At 74.2% G+C, this 18,671-nt stretch carries 19 protein-coding genes; 14 read left to right on the top strand and 5 right to left on the bottom strand.

Translation table 11 applies throughout. The features are described from left to right. The first annotated feature begins 123 nt into the window (after nucleotides 1-123). The 4 genes from RHODO2019_RS05520 to RHODO2019_RS05505 all read left to right on the top strand — a co-directional run bounded on the left by RHODO2019_RS05520 (nucleotide 124) and on the right by RHODO2019_RS05505 (nucleotide 3,909). The gene (locus RHODO2019_RS05520; RefSeq protein WP_265383997.1) at nucleotides 124-1,464 is read left to right on the top strand and encodes an alpha/beta hydrolase; all 1,341 of its coding nucleotides are present in this window, start codon (nucleotides 124-126) and stop codon (nucleotides 1,462-1,464) included. 38 nt (nucleotides 1,465-1,502) lie between these two features. After that, on the top strand, nucleotides 1,503-1,769 hold the full coding sequence (locus RHODO2019_RS05515; RefSeq protein ID WP_265383996.1) for a hypothetical protein: 267 nt from the start codon (nucleotides 1,503-1,505) through the stop codon (nucleotides 1,767-1,769). Nucleotides 1,770-2,089: 320 nt separating this feature from the next. Further along, the gene (locus RHODO2019_RS05510; protein WP_265383995.1) at nucleotides 2,090-3,022 is read left to right on the top strand and encodes a pseudouridine-5'-phosphate glycosidase; all 933 of its coding nucleotides are present in this window, start codon (nucleotides 2,090-2,092) and stop codon (nucleotides 3,020-3,022) included. 2 nt (nucleotides 3,023-3,024) lie between these two features. Then, the gene (locus RHODO2019_RS05505) at nucleotides 3,025-3,909 is read left to right on the top strand and encodes a carbohydrate kinase family protein (RefSeq protein WP_265383994.1); all 885 of its coding nucleotides are present in this window, start codon (nucleotides 3,025-3,027) and stop codon (nucleotides 3,907-3,909) included. Here RHODO2019_RS05505 and RHODO2019_RS05500 read toward each other — a convergent pair. Continuing rightward, nucleotides 3,906-4,268 (bottom strand): DUF952 domain-containing protein, encoded by a 363-nt coding sequence (locus RHODO2019_RS05500; RefSeq protein WP_265383993.1) that lies wholly within the window; start codon nucleotides 4,266-4,268, stop codon nucleotides 3,906-3,908. The genes RHODO2019_RS05505 and RHODO2019_RS05500 overlap by 4 nt on opposite strands. A 192-nt stretch (nucleotides 4,269-4,460) precedes the next feature. Here RHODO2019_RS05500 and RHODO2019_RS05495 point away from each other — a divergent pair, with 192 nt between their 5' ends. The 8 genes from RHODO2019_RS05495 (at nucleotide 4,461) to RHODO2019_RS05460 (ending at nucleotide 10,956) form a co-directional block, all read left to right on the top strand. After that, complete coding sequence (locus tag RHODO2019_RS05495; RefSeq protein WP_265384640.1) at nucleotides 4,461-5,393, top strand: proteasome assembly chaperone family protein; 933 nt, start codon at nucleotides 4,461-4,463, stop codon at nucleotides 5,391-5,393. 214 nt (nucleotides 5,394-5,607) lie between these two features. Beyond that, complete coding sequence (locus tag RHODO2019_RS05490) at nucleotides 5,608-6,609, top strand: ATP-binding cassette domain-containing protein (RefSeq protein WP_265383992.1); 1,002 nt, start codon at nucleotides 5,608-5,610, stop codon at nucleotides 6,607-6,609. Beyond that, nucleotides 6,606-7,418, top strand: coding sequence for an ABC transporter permease (locus RHODO2019_RS05485; RefSeq protein ID WP_265383991.1), 813 nt, complete (start codon nucleotides 6,606-6,608; stop codon nucleotides 7,416-7,418). Before RHODO2019_RS05490 ends, RHODO2019_RS05485 begins: the two co-directional genes overlap by 4 nt. Before the next feature lie 49 nt (nucleotides 7,419-7,467). Next, nucleotides 7,468-8,271, top strand: a complete 804-nt coding sequence (locus RHODO2019_RS05480) for a transglutaminase-like domain-containing protein (protein ID WP_265383990.1) — start codon at nucleotides 7,468-7,470, stop codon at nucleotides 8,269-8,271. A gap of 313 nt (nucleotides 8,272-8,584) precedes the next feature. After that, a complete protein-coding gene (locus RHODO2019_RS05475) occupies nucleotides 8,585-9,337 on the top strand; it encodes a GAF and ANTAR domain-containing protein (RefSeq protein WP_265383989.1) in 753 nt (250 codons plus the stop codon). Then, nucleotides 9,334-9,654, top strand: a complete 321-nt coding sequence (locus RHODO2019_RS05470; RefSeq protein WP_265383988.1) for a hypothetical protein — start codon at nucleotides 9,334-9,336, stop codon at nucleotides 9,652-9,654. The genes RHODO2019_RS05475 and RHODO2019_RS05470 overlap by 4 nt, the downstream gene beginning before the upstream one ends. An 86-nt stretch (nucleotides 9,655-9,740) precedes the next feature. Then, entirely contained in the window at nucleotides 9,741-10,013 is a 273-nt protein-coding gene (locus tag RHODO2019_RS05465) for an ANTAR domain-containing protein (RefSeq protein ID WP_265383987.1), read from the top strand. Nucleotides 10,014-10,020: 7 nt separating this feature from the next. Beyond that, nucleotides 10,021-10,956, top strand: coding sequence for an alpha/beta hydrolase (locus tag RHODO2019_RS05460; RefSeq protein ID WP_265383986.1), 936 nt, complete (start codon nucleotides 10,021-10,023; stop codon nucleotides 10,954-10,956). A 43-nt stretch (nucleotides 10,957-10,999) separates the two neighbouring features. Here RHODO2019_RS05460 and RHODO2019_RS05455 read toward each other — a convergent pair whose 3' ends face one another. The 3 genes from RHODO2019_RS05455 to RHODO2019_RS05445 form a co-directional block, all read right to left on the bottom strand. Further along, nucleotides 11,000-12,241: a chloride channel protein gene (locus tag RHODO2019_RS05455; RefSeq protein WP_265383985.1), complete on the bottom strand. Its 1,242-nt coding sequence runs from the start codon at nucleotides 12,239-12,241 to the stop codon at nucleotides 11,000-11,002. A gap of 53 nt (nucleotides 12,242-12,294) precedes the next feature. Then, a complete protein-coding gene (gene paaK / locus RHODO2019_RS05450) occupies nucleotides 12,295-13,602 on the bottom strand; it encodes a phenylacetate--CoA ligase PaaK (RefSeq protein ID WP_265383984.1) in 1,308 nt (435 codons plus the stop codon). Between the two features lie 89 nt (nucleotides 13,603-13,691). Then, complete coding sequence (locus RHODO2019_RS05445) at nucleotides 13,692-14,159, bottom strand: SRPBCC family protein (protein WP_265383983.1); 468 nt, start codon at nucleotides 14,157-14,159, stop codon at nucleotides 13,692-13,694. Between the two features lie 83 nt (nucleotides 14,160-14,242). On the opposite strand from RHODO2019_RS05445, the gene RHODO2019_RS05440 reads away from it, so the two are divergent. Both RHODO2019_RS05440 and RHODO2019_RS05435 read left to right on the top strand, forming a co-directional pair. Continuing rightward, nucleotides 14,243-16,747: a DEAD/DEAH box helicase gene (locus RHODO2019_RS05440; RefSeq protein ID WP_265383982.1), complete on the top strand. Its 2,505-nt coding sequence runs from the start codon at nucleotides 14,243-14,245 to the stop codon at nucleotides 16,745-16,747. Next, entirely contained in the window at nucleotides 16,744-17,025 is a 282-nt protein-coding gene (locus RHODO2019_RS05435) for a hypothetical protein (RefSeq protein ID WP_265383981.1), read from the top strand. The genes RHODO2019_RS05440 and RHODO2019_RS05435 overlap by 4 nt, the downstream gene beginning before the upstream one ends. A gap of 8 nt (nucleotides 17,026-17,033) precedes the next feature. Here RHODO2019_RS05435 and RHODO2019_RS05430 read toward each other — a convergent pair whose 3' ends face one another. Continuing rightward, complete coding sequence (locus tag RHODO2019_RS05430; RefSeq protein WP_265383980.1) at nucleotides 17,034-18,611, bottom strand: FAD-dependent oxidoreductase; 1,578 nt, start codon at nucleotides 18,609-18,611, stop codon at nucleotides 17,034-17,036. Nucleotides 18,612-18,671 lie beyond the last annotated feature (60 nt).

Raw genomic sequence — 18,671 nt, 5'->3', positions numbered from 1 at the left:
CGCGGTGGGGATCCACCTGACGCGGCTGTTTCGCGCGCCGATCAGGTTGGCCCACGCCGCCGGGGCCACACTGGCTGGTACGCGGACCGATGGGGTTCGAGGTCAAGATCGAGCTGAAGTGGGGTGCACGTTTTGCGGCACCGAGTGGGCGAGCTGTCGTTGCTGACGGGCTGGGTGCCGCTGCTCATGGTCGCGGTCGGCGTGCTGGCCTGGGTGTGGCTGGTCGGTACGCGCGATCCTTCGTTCTTGACCCGTTCGCTGCCCCGGGCCGCGGCGGCTGCCGCGGGGGCGGCCCTGGTGGCGGTGGTGGTCGTCGACCGGGTGTGGCGGCCGTTTCCCGACCCGCTGCCCGCCCCCGTGGTCGCCTGGACAGCGAGCGCCGTGTTGGCAGTGTTCCTGGCCGGGCCACGGCTGCGCCGCTCCCACGGTCTTCTCGGGTGGGCCGTCACGGTGATCGCGGTGCCCACCGTTGTGCTGGTGGCGGTCTTCGGGGTCAACACCGCCTTCGCCGCCTTTCCCACCGTCGCCGCGGCCCTGGGGCGCCCACCGGGACAATCGATCGACTTCACCAAGGTGCCAGGGCCCACCGAGGTCGTCTCCGGGCGGCCGCTGTCGGCGACCTGGCGCGCTCCCCTGTCCACCCCGGCCGCGGGCCGGGTGTCCACCGTGGCGATCCCTGGCACGACATCGGGGTTCCAGGGACGCGACGCCCAGGTGTACCTCCCGCCGGCCTACCTCGGCACGCCCCGAGCCCGGCTTCCCGTCCTGGTCCTGCTGTCGGGCCAGCCCGGGTCCCCCTCGGACTGGGTGCTCTACGTCGGGCTCGCGGGTGTCATGGACGCCTACGCGGCGCAGCACGACGGGCTCGCCCCGGTGGTGGTGATACCGGACGGGACCGGTTCTCTGCTGGCGAACCCGCTGTGCCTGGACTCCGCGCTGGGCCAGCTGGACACGTACCTGTCCGTGGACGTCCCCGCCTGGATCAGCAGCCACCTGCAGGTCAGCACCGACCACGCCGACTGGGCCGTGGGCGGGCAGTCCTACGGTGGGACCTGCTCCCTGCAGCTCGCGGTCAACCACCCCGACCTCTACCCAACGTTCCTGGACCTGTCGGGACAGTCGGAGCCCACCCTGGGAACACGAGACGCCACCGTGGCCGCTGCCTTCGGAGGTGACGAGTCGCGCTTCACGGCGGTCAACCCCCTGGACGTCATCGCCCGCAACCCGCCCGCGGTGCACGGCGTGCTCACCGCTGGCGCGAACGACGACGTCTACGGACCGCAAGCTCGCGCGGTCGTCGCCGCGTCGCAAGCGGCGGGGATGGACGTCTCGTACGTGGAGGTCCTGGGCGGGCACGACTTCGCAGCGTGGCGCGCAGGACTGGTCGCCAGCTTGGACTGGCTCGCCGGACGCCTCGGACTCACCCCCGAACAACCAGCCCCCACAACCACCGGACCTCCCTGACCTGGAACCGTCCGGGCGCCCGGCGCGATCCTGGTGCAATGCCCGCCACCGCCGCAAGCCGAGCCCGCGCCGACCGCCTCCGTGAGCGCATCGCCGCGATCCGCAAGGAGCACAGCGTGGCCACCGCCCGGGCCAGGATGAACGGCACCGCCACCCCGCCCTACTCCCAGCTCGGAGCGCTCGGGGTAGCCGACCACTTCCCGGCCATGGTCGAGGCACAGGAGGTGAACCGCCACCTGCTCGGATCGCTCGGTCACCTGCTGCTGCTCATCGACCAGGAACAAGCCCGGCCCGCGAGCCGGTAGGTTGCGACCCGCAACCATGACGCCGCGATCGGCATGCTGCGCTCCGAGGGCGCCAGCATCCGCACCATCGCGACCGAGGTGGACTGGCGGTCAGCACCGTCCACCACGGACTAGAGATGCAGGTGTTCTCGGCCGGCTCCGTCGACGACCCCCTGCCCACCCCGGGCCGGGGGTCGTCGTGCGTCCGGGACTCACGGGCCTGCCGTGCGTGGCCGGGAACGACGTTGTACGCGCACGACGCCGTTCCCGGGCCCTTCTTCCCGCGTTGTGCGCGCACGACGCGGGAAGGAGGGCCGGAGTGCCGTGGCAAGATCCGCGCCGTGCCGACGCCTGCCCCGCTGCCGCCCACCGTCCGCCCCAGCGAGGAGGTGGCGTACGCGCTGGCGCAGGGTCGCGCCGTGGTCGCCCTCGAGTCGACGATCCTGGCCCACGGGCTGCCCCGCCCCGGCAACCTCGACACCGGCCGCGAGCTCGAGGCCGCCGTCCGGGCCCGCGGGGCGGTCCCGGCCACCATCGCGGTCCTCGACGGGGTGGCCCACGTCGGGCTCACCGACGACCAGCTGGCGCGGGTGTGCCGCGACGACGGCCTGGCCAAGCTCAGCGTCCGGGACCTGCCCGTGGCGCTGGGCACCGGTGGCAGCGGCGCCACCACGGTGGCCAGCACCGCGACGCTCGCCCGGGCCGCGGGGGTGGAGGTCTTCGCGACGGGCGGCCTCGGCGGCGTCCACCGCGGCGCCCAGGACACCTTCGACGAGTCCGCCGACCTCACCGCGCTCGGCCGCACCCGGATCGTCGTGGTCTGCGCGGGCGTCAAGTCCATCCTCGACGTGCCCGCCACCCTGGAGCGGCTGGAGAGCCTGTCGGTGACGGTGGTCGGGTACCGGACGACCGTGTTCCCGGGCTTCTACGTCACCGATTCCGGCTCGACCGTGGACACCCGGTGCGAGGACCCCGCCGAGCTCGCCCGGGTGTTCGCCGCCGGGGCCGGGCTCACGACGGCCGCCCTGGTGGTGGCGAACCCGCTGCCGACCGGGCTGCAGCTCGACCCGACCGAGCACGACGAGGTCATCACGGCCGCCCTGGCCGCGGCGGACGCGGCCGGGGTGTCGGGCAAGGACGTCACCCCGTTCGTGCTCGACCACCTGCACACCGTGAGCGCCGGGCGCACCCGAGAGGTCAACGTGACGCTCGTGCTGCGCAACGCGGGGCTGGCCGCGGAGATCGCCGTCGAGCTCGCCGCGCTGGGGGTCTAGCGGTGTCCCCCGCGGGGTGCGACGTCCTCGTGCTCGGCGACGTGGTGCTCGACGTGGTGGTGCACACCGGCGGACGGGTGCTGCGCGGCACGGACACCGACGCCGAGATCGCCCTGCTGCCCGGTGGTGCGGGGGCGAACGTCGCGGCCGGCCTCGCCCGCGAGGGGCTCTCCGTCACCATGGTCGGCTGCGTGGGCGACGACGGGGCGGAGACCGCGACCCGCGCGCTGCGGGCCCAGGGCGTGAAGCTCGCCCTGCGGACCGTGCCGGGGGCGGCAACCGGCACCGTGGTGGTGCTCGTGGAGGCTGACGGGGACCGCAGCATGGCCTGCGACCGCGGCGCGAACCTCGCCCTGCACGCCGACGACGTACCGGACGAGCTGCTCCTCGCGCACCGGCACCTGCACGTCTCCGGGTACGCCTTGTTCGGCCCGCCGCGGGACGCCACCCTGGACGTGCTGGCCCGGGCCCGGGCGCTGGGGCTCACCGTCTCGCTGGACCCCGCGTCGGTGGCCCCGCTGCGGGCCTACGGCCCCACGCAGTTCCGGACCGACACGGCCGGGGTCGACCTGCTTCTGCCCAACGCCGAGGAGGCGCTGGCCCTGACGGGCGAACCGACCCCGGCACGGGCGGCCACCGCGCTCGCCCGCGAGCACACCGCCGTCGCCGTCACCTGCGGAGCCGACGGCGCCCTGTGGGCCCGCGGCGGGCAGGTCACGTCCCGGTCCGCGCACGGGGTGGTCGTGGTGGACACCGTGGGGGCCGGGGACGCCTTCACCGCGGGGGCCGTGGCCGGGTTGCTCGCCGGGTCGGACGGCCCGGGATGCCTGGAGCGCGGTCTCGCCGCCGCGGCCCGCTGCGTGGGCGGGGTGGGGGCGCAGGCCTAGACCTTGGGCAGGTCCGTCGGAGGCGCGAAGGTGCCGTCCGCACCCGGCCGGTAGGGCAGCACGGCGATCACCGAGTCGGAGTCCAGCGGTCCGTACAGGTGCGGGAAGAGCATCGACGACGGGTCGGTGGGCACGCCCGGCTCCCAGCGCACCTCGGGCTCGATCCGCGCCGGGTCCAGGCACAGCAGCACCAGGTCGGTGGACCCCGCGTAGAGGCGGTTGGCCGGCAGGTGCACCTGCTCGGGGGTCGAGAGGTGGACGAAGCCCTGCTCCGCGAGGGAACCCGGCCGCAGCTCGCCGCCCGGGACGACCTCCGCCCACGCCGCGGAGGTCGTCATGTGCAGCAACGGATCAGCCATGGGCACAGCCTGGCAGAGAGCGGCGGCCGGAACAGACCACGGCCCCACCGGCGTTGAGGGACACTGGGTGACGACGAGACGAAGGTGTGGTGCGGCATGAGCGAGCAGGACGAGAGCGTGACCGGTCGGGACGAGCCCGTCGCGGGCTTCCCGGGACAGCAGGACCCGAGCCACGGGTACCAGGGCTCTGCGATGTACGAGCTCGAGTTCCCCTCCCCCGAGCTCGTGTCCGAGGACGGCCGCGGACCGGTGCTGGTGCACGCCCTGCAGGGATTCTCCGACGCCGGTCACGCCATCAAGCTGGCCTCGGCCCACCTGCGCGACGAGCTGGACACCGAGGTGGTGGCCTCCTTCGACCTCGACCAGCTGCTCGACTACCGCTCCCGCCGGCCGATGATGACCTTCGACGGCGACCACTTCTCCTCCTACGACACCCCTGAGCTGACGCTGTACGCCGTGCGCGACACCGTGGGCACGCCCTTCCTGCTGCTCGCCGGCCTGGAGCCGGACCTGCACTGGGAACGGTTCACCACCGCGGTGCGCCTGCTCGCCGAGCGCCTCGGTGTGCGCCGCACGGTGGGCCTCAACGCGATCCCGATGGCCGTGCCGCACACCCGGCCGGTCGGGGTGACCGCGCACGGCAGCCCCACCGACCTGGTCAGCGGCTACGAGCCGTGGGCGGGCACCGTCCGCGTGCCGGCCAGCGCGGCCTCGCTGCTGGAGCTGCGGATGGGCCAGGCCGGTCACGAGGCCATGGGCTTCGCGGTGCACGTGCCGCACTACCTCTCCCAGACCGACTATCCCGAGGCTGCGCAGACCCTGCTCGAGCACGTCGGGCGCGCGGCGGACCTCCAGCTGCCGCACGCCGCCCTCGGCGAGGCCGCGGCGCGGGTCCGCGAGGAGGTGGAGACCCAGGTCAGCGGGTCCGACGAGGTCCGCTCGGTCGTCAAGGCCCTCGAGCGCCAGTACGACGCCTACGTGGGGTCCCAGGAGCGGACCTCTCTGTTGGCCGCGGACGGGGCGCTCCCGAGCGGGGACGAGCTGGGCGCCGAGCTGGAGCGCTTCCTGGCCGAGCAGGGCAAGGACGGGTCCAGCGGTACCGAGGGAACCACTCCCGACGCCTGAGCGGGCGCCCGACGACACCCACCTGCGCTCCGCTCACGACCGGTCGGCCGTTCCCGCCGTGTCGTCGAGGACGGCGCGCCGGCGCGCCGATGAGCTCACGATCCCGCGCCGGTCGGGCCCTGGAGCGCCACCGGACGACCCGGTCGAAAGTGTCGGGCCTCGGTGCCAACATGGGCGCGCCGGGCAGATGAACCGATCGGGAGGCACCACCGACATGACCAACGCCATCCACGCCACGGGCCTGGTGAAGCGCTACGGGGACGTCACCGCGCTGGACGGGGTGGACATCTCCGTGCCCACCGGCACCGTCCTGGGGCTGCTCGGCCCGAACGGTGCCGGCAAGACCACGGTCGTGCGCATCCTCACCACCCTGCTGAAGCCGGACTCGGGCACCGCGGAGGTGGCGGGGGTCGACGTCCTGTCCGACCCGCGGGCCGTCCGCCGCCGGATCGGCCTGTCCGGCCAGTACGCCGCGGTCGACGAGCACCTCACCGGCTTCGAGAACCTCGACATGATCGGGCGGCTGTACCACCTGGGCCGCAGGCAGAGCCGGGAGCGGGCACGGGAGCTGCTCGCCCGCTTCAACCTCACCGACGCCGCCGACCGCCCGTCCAAGACCTACTCCGGCGGCATGCGCCGCCGCCTGGACCTCGCGGGGGCGCTGGTCGCCGAGCCCCCGGTGCTCTTCCTCGACGAGCCCACCACGGGGCTGGACCCGCGCAGCCGCTCCGACATGTGGGAGGTGCTCCAGCAGCTCGTCTCCGGCGGCACCACCTTGCTGCTCACCACCCAGTACCTCGAGGAGGCGGACCTGCTGGCCGACGAGATCGTGGTCATCGACCACGGACGGGTCATCGCGAAGGGCACCGCCGACCAGCTCAAGACGCAGGTGGGCGGCGAGCGTCTGGAGATCACGGTCGCCGACCCCGCCCGCCTGGCCGCGGCCGGGCTGCTGCTGGCCCCCCTCGGCGTCGCGGCCCCCGCCCTCGACGAGCACCGCCGTTCGCTGCTCATGCCCGTCACCGGCGGAGTGGCCGTCCTGCGCGAGGCCCTGCGCCTGCTCGACCAGGACGACCTGGCCGTCGAGGATGCGGGGCTGCGCCGTCCGACCCTGGACGACGTGTTCCTCACCCTCACCGGGCACGGGGCGGACGATGCCCCCGCCGCCGCCGGCGCGGCCCCCACCGGTCCTGCCGAGAAGGAGGTGGCTCGATGAGCTCCCTGGACGTGTTCTCCGACGCTGCGGTGGTCGCCAAGCGCAACCTCATCAAGATCAAGCGCGTGCCCGACCTGCTGGTGTTCACCACGCTCTCGCCGATCATGTTCGTGCTGCTGTTCGCCTACGTGTTCGGCGGCGCCATCGACACCCGGGGCGGCGGCAGCGGCTACCGCGAGTTCCTCATCGCCGGGATCTTCGCCCAGACCGTGGTGTTCGGGGCCACCATCACCGGCGCCGGCCTGGCCGAGGACGTGAAGAAGGGCATCGTCGACCGCTTCCGCTCGCTGCCCATGGCGCCCTCGGCGGTGCTCACCGGACGGACGCTGTCCGACGTGGTGAACAACGTCATCGTGCTCGTGGTCATGTCCCTGACCGGGCTGCTGGTGGGCTGGCGCATCCGCACGTCGTTCCTCGACGCGCTGCTGGGGTTCGTGCTGCTGCTGGTCTTCGCGTACGCCATCTCGTGGGTGATGGCCTGGGTCGGGCTGCTCGTGCCGAGCCCCGAGGTGGTCAACAACGCCTCGTTCATCGTCATCTTCCCGCTGACCTTCGTGGCCAACACCTTCGTCCCCCTGAGCACGCTGCCGGGGCCGCTGAGGGCCTTCGCGGAGTGGAACCCCGTCTCCGCGGTGACCCAGGCGGCGCGCAACCTGTTCGGCAACCCCAACCCCGACCCAACCGCGCCGGCGTCCGGGGCGTGGGCGCTGGAGCACCCCGAGCTCTACACCCTGATCTGGGCCGCGGCGGTGCTCGTGGTGTTCGTGCCGCTGGCCAACGCCCAGTACCGGCGCGCCACCAGCCGCTGAGGGCCACCCATCTGGCCGTCGCTGCCCTCGACCACCATCATCAGCACCCATGACCCGCGAGGTGTACAGCCAGCTCCGGCTCGACGTCGAGGACACCTCCCACCTGGTGGTGCAGGTGGCCGTGGCCCAGCACCCCGGTGCCCGGGTGACCGAGGAGCTGACCTTTCTGCTCGACGGTGTGCGCCAGGAGCCCAGGGAGCTCGCGGGCCCGCACCGCAGCCGGGTGCACGTGCTCGACTGCCCGCGCGGCCGCCTCGAGATCACCTACTCGGCGAGCGTCACCGGCACCGCCGACGAGGTCACGGAGGAGCCGCTGGACCGCGCCACGTACCTGCGCCCGAGCCGTTACGCGGAGTCCGACCGGCTGGCCGCGGAGGCGGCTGCGGAGTTCGGCGGGCTCCGCGGCCAGGCCGAGCTCCTCGCGGGGGTGTCGTCCTGGGTCGGGGACCGGCTCGCCTACGTGCCCGGCAGCAGCGGCCCCACAGACGGCGCCGTGGACACCCTGCTGGGTCGCGCCGGCGTCTGCCGCGACTACGCACACCTCGTCGTCGCCCTGCTGCGCGCCATGGACGTCCCCGCCCGCCTGGTCGCCGTCTACGCACCCGGGTTGTCCCCCATGGACTTCCACGCCGTGGCCGAGGCCCTCGTGGACGGGCGCTGGCGGGTGGTCGACGCGACCCTGCTCGCGCCGCGCAGCTCGCTGGTGCGGATATCGACCGGTCGGGACGCCGCGGACACCGCGTTCCTGTCCAACTACGGCGGTGCGGTGTACCTGCAGAGCGCCGAGGTGCGCGCGGTGGTGGCCGGCGACCTGCCCACCGAGGACGTGACCCGCCTCGTGCAGCTGTCCTGATCCTGCATCCCGACAGCTCTGGGGCGGCTGCTCTCCGGCCCCGGCACCTCGGCCGACGAGGTCATCACGGCGCAGGACGCTCACCCCGAGACGCCGCGGCATGTGGTGACCACGCGGACGAGGACGCCACGCGCCGGGTGAGCGGAACGTGGGAGCGCCCGATCTCGGGCACGAGCTGGTACCGCACCCTCCAGCGGCACCTCACCGCCCTGCCCGAGGACGCGGACCACCTGACCCACGTCGCCGGTCTCGTGCGGCGGTCGTGGCGGGAGTGGTGGCAGGCTGGGTCGCCACGGCGACGAGGTGAGGACCGATGGTCGAGGAATCCGAGCACGACCCGTCGGAGCCCTGGCCCGGCTCGCTGGAGGACCACCGGCCACAGCCCCGGGGCTGGGTGCGGTCAGTGCCTCGCACCCAGCAGCTGTGCCAGGCCCTCGCCGCGGCGGTGGAGCTCGACGGTGCCGCGGTCGCGATGATCACCAAGGCAGGGGAACGGGACCTGGTGCACGCCACCGACCCCGTCATCGGCCACCTCGACGAGCTCCAGTTCACCCTCGCCGAGGGCCCCTGCCTGGACGCCCACGCCACCCGGGCACCCGTGCTGGCCCACGACCTCACCGACACCGACTCCCGGGCCCGGTGGCCGGTCTTCGCGCTGGAGGCCTCCGCCGCCGGCGCCGCGGCGGCGTTCGCGTTCCCGATGGTCAGCGGGGAGGTGGGGTTCGGGGTGCTCGAGCTGTACCGTCGCACCCCCGGCCCTCTCAGCGCCGCCGACCTCGAGACGGTTCTCGCCGCGGTCGAGGCGGTGACCCGGGTGGCGCTGGACGAGCTGTTCGGGGCGCCGGCCACCGAGGCGCTCCCGCACTCCTGGCCCGGGCGGCTCACCACCGCGCACGCCGGGGTGCACCAGGCCGCGGGCATGGTCGCCGTGCACCTCGGGGTCAGCATCCCCGACGCGATGGCCCGTCTCCGGGCCGCCGCCTACACGCAGGACACCAGCCTCACCGAGCTCGCCGACCGTGTGCTCACCGGTACCACCCGCCTGGACAAGGACGCCCCGCGATGACCGCTGCGACCACCTCCCCGGTCGAGCTCGCCCTCGGCACCGTGCTGCACCACGCCGCCGGGGGCGCGACCACCGGGACCCTGCTGCGGATGGTGGCCACCGCGGCGCAGCAGGCGATGGGCGCCGACACGTCGGCCTGCACCGTCGTCCTCGGTGACCCCCGCGCCGGGCTCACCGTGCACACCACCTCCGCGTCCCGGGCCGGCGCCCTGGTGACCGTGCCGGAGGGCGTCCTGCTCTCCGGACCCGTCCGGACGACGTCCTCCTCGGGCGCGGTCAGCACCATCGAGGACGCCCGCACCCCGAGCGCGCGGTGAACCCGGTGGGCCGAGCAGGCGGGGACCGTGGGGGTGGTGGGGGTGCGGGGCAGGCACTCGCCGACGGGTGCTCGGTGGTCCTGCAGATGCCAGCGCCCGCGCACCGGTGGGCGCGGGTCCTGACCCACCTGCAGACCACCCTCGAGGTCGACGTGGTGGTGCACCAGGCCGTCGGCATGGTCGCCGCCGCCCAGGAGGTCGACATCGCCACCGCGGCGGCGGCGCTGGCCGCCCACGCGCAGCGGCTCGGCACCGAGGTGACCGACGCGGCCCGGCAGGTCGTCGCCCGCACCCTGCCCGCGGGGACGTCGGCGCCCCCGGGCAGGCCTGGCACGGCCCACCCGTGGGCCCGGGCATGATGCGGCCATGACCGTCAGCCTCCGCGTCCGCCTCGCCGATCTCGTCCGCCGTCGCGCCGGTGGCGAGATCACCTCCATGAGCGCCGCCGACATCGCCACGGCGCAGACCACCCACGTCGGCCACAGCCGGGTGCGGGACCTGGTCTTCGGGAGGGTCGCCGAGGGCGTCGCCATCGAGGACCGGGTCGTCGCTGCGAGGTCCGGCGACCTCCGGGTCCGGCTCTACTCCCCCACCGGCCGGACGCCGCGGGGGTGCGTGGTCAACCTGCACGGTGGTGGATGGGTCCTCGGGGACCTGGACGGCAACGACTGGACGTGCAGCACCGTCGCCGCCCGGACCGGCGCGCAGGTGGTCTCCGTCGACTACCGCCTCGCCCCCACCCACCGCTTCCCCGCCGGGGTCGAGGACTGCCTGGACGGGCTCCGCTGGGCCGCCGAGCTGGCGTCCTCCTCGGCCGGGATCGTCGTCATGGGCGACAGCGCCGGCGGCAACCTGGCCGCCGCCCTGGCGCTGGCCAGCCGCGACCAGGGCTCGCCCGGGATCGCCCTGCAGGTGCTGATCTACCCCGGCACCGACCTCACCAAGCAGTCCCCCTCGCTGGTCGAGAACGCCGAGGCCCCGTTCCTGACGAAGGCAGGGGTGGACGCCTTCACCGAGCACTACCTCGGCCCCGGCGGCGACCCCCGCGACCCGCTCGCCTCCCCGCTGCTGGCCCCCGACCACACCGGCCTCCCCCCGGCCCTGATCCTGACCGCCGAGCACGACCCCATCCGCGACGACGGCCGCCGCTACGCCGCGGTCCTGCGGGAGGCCGGGGTCCCCGTGCGGCACACCGACTACGTCGACGCCCCGCACGGCTTCCTGTCCGTGCCCGGCCTCGTCCCCGCCGGCAAGCAGGCGATCGCCGAGATCTGCGCCGAGATCACCGCCGTCCTGCGCTGAGGCCCTCGAGGGGTGCCGCGGAGAACCGGGCTGTCGGCCGGGCCTACGCCGGGTGGCCGTCCGGGCTCCCGCGGCGCCGCACCGCCCGCCGGGTGAGGTCCGCACCGGCCACCGCGAGCAGGACGGGCAGCCACACCCCGGGCCCGGAGCCGGTGAGCTCCAGGGTGAGCACCACCGCGGTGACCGGCGCCGCCGTGGTCGCCGTGAGCACCGCGGCCGCGCCCACCACCACCAGCGCCCCCGTCGAGCTGCCCGCCCACAGCACGGACCACCCCCGTCCGGCCACCGCACCCAGCAGCGCGCCGGTCGCCAGCGCCGGGGTGAGCAGGCCGCCCACCACTCCCCCCCGCAGGCACGCCGCCGTCACGAGCGGCTTGAGCACGAGCAGCACGGCCAGCAACGGCAGCGGCGACGTGCCGTCCAGGGCGAGCTGGGCCGCCCCCCGCCCGTTGCCCAGCAGCTGGGGGAACACCACCGCCACCCCGCCCAGGGCCGCGAGCACCGCGGTCACGACGACCGGGAGCCGCCAGCCCCCGGGCCGGCGCACGGGCCCGGTGAGCCGGACGAACACCACCCCCACCACCCCGGCCAGCGGGCCCAGCAGCAGGGCACCCACCAGCAGGGACGGCGTCGTGGTCATGGCCGTGACCGAGTACACCGGTCCCCGCCCCACCGCCGGCCAGGCGACCACCGTGGCCACTCCCGCGCTGAGGGCCGCGGGCAGCAGGTGACGCACCCGCGCCGAGGCGAGCACCACCTCGAGGGTGAACACCACCCCGGCCAGCGGCACGTCGTACACGGCGGCCAGCCCGGCGCCGGCCCCGCACGCCAGCAGGGTGCGCTGCGCGTCGAGGCCGAGTCCCGCACGGCGCGCCATCCACCCGGCCACCGCGGCCCCGACCTGCCGCGGGGCACCCTCACGTCCCAGCGAGGCACCGACGCCCACCGCGGCGACCTGGAGCACGGCGTCGACGGTGGTGGCGCGCACGGGCATCCCCCCCGCCGGGTCGGCCACCGCGTGCGTGACCGTGGTGCGGGCACCGGCCCAGCGAGCCAGGACCCACCAGCCGGTCCCGACGACGGCACCGCCGACGGTCAGCGCGAGCACCCGGCGTGCGGCACCGGCCTGCTCGACGCCCGCGAGGAACGTGTCGGTCCGGTACCCGTAGGCCAGCTGCTGGACCCCGTGCAGGACCAGCACGAGCACGGCACCGCCGAGCCCCGCGGCCAGACCCACCAGCACGGAGACGGCGAGCAGACGCGGCCCGGTCCGATCGGCGTCCACCACCCCATCCTGCCCCGGGTGGCCGGGACCCTGACGCTCGGGCGCCGGACCGGTCAGCGGGTGGCGCGCTGGTCCACGATCCGGCGCATCTTCCCCACCGAGCGCTCGATGCCCCCGGGATCGACCACGTCCACGCCCACGGTGACCCCGAGGCCGGCCTTGACCAGACCACGCAGCGCGGCCCCGGCCGTGGCGGCGTCGTCGGCGCTCGCGTCCTCGCGACGCTCCACCCGCACCGTCATCTCGTCGAGGGTGCCCTCGCGGTGCAGCACGCACTGGAAGTGCGGCGACAGGGCCGGGATCCGCAGGATGAGCTCCTCGACCTGCATGGGGAACAGGTTCACCCCGCGCAGGATGATCATGTCGTCGCTGCGGCCGGTGATCTTCTCGATCCTGCGCATCGGCCGCGCGGTGCCGGGCAGCAGCCGGGTGAGGTCGCGCGTGCGGTACCGGATGACCGGCATCGCCTCCTTCGTCAGCGAGGTCAGCACGAGCTCGCCCTCCTCGCCGTCGGGCAGCACCTCCTCGGTCACCGGGTCGATGATCTCCGGGTAGAAGTGGTCCTCCCACAGGTGCAGCCCGTCCTTGGTGTCCACGCACTCCATGGCCACGCCGGGGCCCATCACCTCCGAGAGCCCGTAGATGTCCACCGCGTGCAGGTCCAGGCGCCGCTCCACCTCGGCGCGCATGTGGTTGGTCCACGGCTCGGCGCCGAACACCCCGACCTTCAGCGAGGTCGACGCCGGGTCCACCCCCTGGCGCTCCATCTCGTCGAGGATCGCGAGCATGTACGACGGCGTCACCATGATCGCGTCGGGGGAGAAGTCCCGGATGAGCTGCACCTGGCGCTCGGTCATCCCGCCGGACACGGGCACCACCGTGCAGCCCAGGGCCTCCGCGCCGTAGTGCGCGCCGAGGCCACCGGTGAACAGCCCGTAGCCGTAGGCCACGTGCACCATGTCACCGGGCCGCACCCCGCCCGCGCGCAGCGAGCGGGCCATGAGCTGCGACCAGGTGTGCACGTCCCGGGCCGTGTAGCCGGCGACGGTGGCCTGACCGGTGGTGCCGGAGGAGGCGTGCACCCGGGAGACCTGCGCCCGGGGGACGGCGAGCATGCCGAAGGGGTAACCCGCGCGCAGGTGGGCCTTGGTCAGCAGCGGCAGCCGGGCGAGGTCGGACAGCTCGCGGACGTCGTCGGGGTGCACCCCGGCCGCGGCGAAGGCCTCCCGGTAGTGCGGGACGTTCGCCACGGCGTGGCGCACCGACCACTGCAACCGCTCCAGCTGCAGCGCACGCAGCTCGTCGACGGACGCCCGCTCGATCGGCTCGAGGTCGGTGGGGTCGGGGGTGCGGTCGAGCACGGTGGTCCTCCTGCGCTGGGGGTGCGGACCCCTGCACTCAACACCCCCGCACCCGGACCGCGGCACCCCCCGCCGGAGTGGCGGCCGGTTCAGGCGAAGCGGGCGGCCAGCGCGGTGAGGGTGCTCTCGATGCCCTGGGCGTTCTTGGCGGGCTGACCGAGCAGCTCGAGAACCTTGGGGGACCTCGCGGTGGAGTAGTCGAAGGTCTCGGTGACCTGGGTGGTGCCCGCCGCGGACTCCACCAGCTCCCAGCGCCAGCGGTGACCCATGGGGTGGCGCCACTCGACCAGGCGACCGTCGGTGAACGCCGTGACCGTGGAGGTGATCCGGTAGGGCACCCCGTACTGCTTCATGCCCACGCTGAACGTGGCTCCCTGGCTGAGCGTCGCCGGACCCTGCACGTCGGTGTCGCGCACCGTGCCGGAGCCGTCGAGCTCCGGGTGGCGGTGGGGATCGGCCACCAGGGCGAAGACCTCCGCCGACGGCGCGTGCACCAGCACCTGCCGCGTCACCTTCCGTGCTCCCGAGTCGACCGTCGTCACCACTGCGTCCGCCATGGCCGGAACCTACGCAGGTCGGCCCGCCACGGCTCGTCGGGCAGGATCAGGGTCACCATGACCCTCCCCCACCCCACCCCACGATGACCGCTCCCGCCGCGACCCTGACCGCCCTGCTCCCCGGCACCGCCGACCCCGACGACCTCTTCGAGGCCTTCACCACGTGGACGCGGTCGCGGGGCCTGACGATGTACCCGGCCCAGGAGGAGGCGGTGCTGGAGATCGTGTCCGGGAGCCACGTGGTGCTCGCCACGCCCACCGGCTCGGGAAAGTCGCTGGTCGCCATCGGCGCGCACTTCGCGGCCATGGCGGCCGGGCGTCGCAGCTTCTACACCGCGCCGATCAAGGCCCTGGTCAGCGAGAAGTTCTTCGCCCTGTGCGAGGTGTTCGGGGCCGAGAACGTCGGCATGATGACCGGTGACGCCGCGGTGAACTCGAGCGCGCCGATCATCTGTGCGACGGCCGAGATCGTGGCGAACCTGGCTCTGCGCGAGGGTTCGGGCGCGGACATCGGCCAGGTCGTCATGGACGAGTTCCACTTCTACTCCGAACCCGGCCGCGGCTGGGCCTGGCAGGTGCCGCTGGTGGAGCTGCCCGAGGCCCAGCTGGTGCTCATGTCCGCGACCCTGGGCGACGTCAGCTTCTTCGTCACCGACCTGCAGCGGCGCTCCGGGCGTGCGGTGGCGGTGGTCAGCGGGACCGAGCGCCCGGTGCCGCTGATGTTCACCTACGTGTCCACGCCGATCACCGAGACCATCGAGGAGCTGGTGAGCACCCACCAGGCCCCGGTGTACGTCGTGCACTTCACCCAGGCCTCGGCGCTGGAGCGGGCCCAGGCGCTGACCTCGCTGAAGCTGTGCAGCAAGGCCGAGAAGGACGCGATCGCCGACGTCATCGGCGGGTTCCGGTTCTCCACCGGCTTCGGCACCACCCTGAGCCGGCTGGTGCGGATGGGCATCGGGGTGCACCACGCCGGGATGCTGCCCAAGTACCGCCGCCTGGTGGAGCGCCTCGCCCAGGCCGGGCTGCTGAAGGTCATCTGCGGCACCGACACCCTGGGCGTGGGCATCAACGTGCCCATCCGCACCGTGCTGTTCACCGGCCTGACCAAGTACGACGGCACGCGCACCCGGCACCTGCGTGCGCGGGAGTTCCACCAGATCGCCGGGCGCGCCGGCCGGGCCGGGTTCGACACGCTCGGCACCGTCGTCGTCCAGGCCCCCGAGCACGACGTGGAGAACGCCCGGCTGGTGGCCAAGGCCGGCGACGACCCCCGCAAGCTCAAGCGGATCCAGCGCAAGAAGGCTCCCGAGGGCTTCGTCAGCTGGGGCCGGCCGACCTTCGACCGGCTCGTGGCCGCCGAGCCCGAGCAGCTCACCTCGCAGTTCGGGGTCAGCAACTCCATGCTGCTCAACGTCATCAGCCGCCCGGGCGACGCGTTCGAGGCCATGCGCCACCTGCTGACCGACAACCACGAGTCCCCCGCCGCGCAGCGCCGGCACGCGCTGCACGCCATCCGGCTGTACCGGGGGCTGCGCGACGCCGGGATCGTCGAGGTGCTCGAGGTGCCGGACGCCCACGGGCGCAGGGTGTCCCTCACCGTGGACCTGCAGCGCAACTTCGCCCTCAACCAGCCGCTGAGCCCGTTCGCCCTGGCCGCGCTGACCCTGCTGGACCCGGAGTCCCCCGCCTACGCCCTGGATGCCATCAGCGTGGTCGAGTCCACCCTGGACGACCCCCGTCAGGTGCTCATGGCCCAGCAGCACGCCGCCCGGGGCGAGGCGGTGGCCGCGATGAAGGCCGAGGGCATCGAGTACGAGGAGCGGATGGAGCTGCTGGAGCAGGTCACCTGGCCCAAGCCCCTGGCCGAGGAGCTGCTGCTGCCCGCCTTCGAGACCTACCGGGCCGGGCAGCCGTGGGTCAGCGACTTCGCGCTGAGCCCCAAGAGCGTGGTCCGCGACATGGTCGAGCGCTCGATGACGTTCTCCGAGCTCATCTCCCAGTACTCGCTGACCCGGTCGGAGGGCCTGGTGCTGCGCTACCTGGCCGATGCCTACCGGGCGCTGCGCCAGACCGTGCCCGCCGAGGCCCGCACCTCCGAGCTGGAGGACATCACCGAGTGGCTGGGCGAGCTCATCCGCGGCGTGGACTCCAGCCTGCTCGACGAGTGGGAGGCCCTGGCCAACCCCACCGACGTCCCGCTGGAGCAGGCCCTGGTCGAGGTCGTGCGTCCGGTCACGGGCAACCTCCGCAGCTTCCGGGTGCTCGTGCGCAACGCGCTGTGGCGGCGGGTGGAGCTGGCCGCGCGCCGGCGGTGGGACGCCCTCGACGAGCTGGACCCGGACATCGACTGGGAGTCCTCGCTGGACGGGTACTGGGAGGTGCACACCGAGATCCGCACCGGTCCGGACGCGCGGGGACCCCTGCTGTTCCAGGTGGACGCCCAGCCGGGGGTCTGGCACGTGCGCCAGGTGCTCGACGACCCCGCGGAGGACCACGACTGGGCGGTGCGGGCGGACGTGGACCTCGCGGCCTCGGACGAGGCGGGCGAGGTCGTGCTCGTGGTGACCGTGGTCGGTGACCGGTGAGCCGGCTGCGGGTCGGGCTGGGCTGGCTGCTGCGCGACCGTGCGACCGGCCGGATCGTGGTGGCGCAGTGGCCGAACGCCGCGGCATGGGTCTACGTCGCATCGCTGCTGGCGCGGCGGGTGGTGCCCGACGGGGCGGTGACCGCGGTGACGGCGGTGGGCACCGTCGCACTGGTGGTGTGGGCGCTCGACGAGCTCGTGCGCGGGGTGAACCCGTTCCGCCGGCTGCTCGGCGCCGGGGTGCTGGTGGCGCAGGGGGTGGGCCTGCTGCTCGCCTGACGCGGCGGTCAGGACCTCCGGACGAGGACCGTGAAGTTCCCGCGGTGGCCGTGGCTGCCGTCGGGGAAGGCGTGGTCGTGCGACCAGGACTCCGCCTTCAGCACCTCCCACCCGGGCCGCTCGAGCGGGTCGCGGACCTCGGCCAGGGTGGGCAGCGTCGGCACCTCGTGGTCCACGGGGTGCCCGTGCGCGTCGACGAAGTCCGGCTCGCCCTCGTGCCCGACGACGAGCAGCAGCCCGCCCGGGGCGACGACGGAGGCCGCTCGGCGCAGCAGCGCGGGTCCGGGCGAGACCTCCTCCCGGGAGTGCAGGAACTGCATGCTCACGAGGTCGAAGGAGCCGGTGGGGAACGACGAGGCGAGGTCGGTGCGGGTCAGCGTGACCGCCACCCCCGCCGCTCTCGCCGCGGCCGCGGCCCGCTCCAGCGCGACCGGTGAGACGTCGACCCCGGTCACGGTCCACCCCTGCTGGGCCAGCCACACCACGTCCCCGCCCTCGCCGCACCCGAGGTCCAGCGCGGTGCCCGGCGCCAGCCCCGCCACCTCCTGGACGAGTCCGTCGTTGACGTTGCCGCTGAACCGCTGGGTCTCGCCGAACACCTCGTCCCACTCCGCGGTGCGCCGGAGGTCGTCCACCGCGTGCCGGGTGTCCTCGGCCACCAGGTCGGCGTTGACGGCCGCGCCCGCCGTGAGCCCCGCCGCGGCAGCGACGACCACCTGCGCCATCGGGTTGGCCACGTTCCCGGCGGCCCACACCCCCGCCACCGCGGTCGCCCCCGTGGCGTCGACCGCGAGGTGACGGCCGAGCACCGTGCCCGCGACCACCAGCTCGGTCGGTTCCAGGTCGAGGCCGCTGGGCAGGCTGGAGATCGCGTCCAGCCCGGTCGCGACGACGACCGCCCGCGCCGGCACGAGACCGCCGTCCTCCAGCCGCAGCCCGGTGACCGCGTCGTCGGTGACCTCCAGCGCCACGGCTCGTCCGCGCAGCACCCGGACCCCCCGGGCGGTCAGCCCGGCGAGCACCTCGACGGGCGGCTCGTCCACGTCACCGTGCAGCAGCAGCGTCACGTCGTCGCTGAGCTGGCGGAACAGCCCCGCCTGGTGCGCGGCCATCGGGCCGGTGCCCAGCACCACCAGCCGCTGCCCACGGACCTCCCAGCCGTGGCAGAACGGGCAGTGCAGCACGTCGCGGCCCCAGCGCTGCGCCAGACCGGGCACGTCGGGGAGCACGTCCCGCAGCCCACTGGTGACCAGCAGCCGACGGGCGCGGGTGGTGGTGCCGTCGGCGAGGGTGACGGTGAAGCCGTCGTCGGTGCGCACCGCGGCGGTCACGGTGCCCTCGTGGACCTGCACCCCGTAGCCCCGGGCCTCGGCGCGGCCGTCGGCGAGCAGCTCCTGCGGCGGGACCCCCTCGCGGCCGAGGTAGTTGTGGGCGTGCGCCGCGGGGGCGTTGCGGGGACGGCCCGCGTCCGCCACCAGCACCGTGCGCAGCGAGCGCCCCAGCGCCACTGCCCCGGCCAGACCGGCGGGGCCTCCCCCGATCACCACGACGTCGTAGCGTGCCTCCAGCAACATCGTCTCGGTCATGACGCCAGCCTCACCCCTGGCCCCTCGGACGGGCAACGTTCGTTGCCGGTCCGGCAACAC

This window comes from Rhodococcus antarcticus (assembly GCF_026153295.1).
In the GTDB taxonomy this organism is placed as follows: domain Bacteria; phylum Actinomycetota; class Actinomycetes; order Mycobacteriales; family Mycobacteriaceae; genus Rhodococcus_D; species Rhodococcus_D antarcticus.
The sequence above is the reverse complement of the archived record's forward strand: the minus strand, read 5'-3'. Positions and strand labels throughout refer to the sequence as shown.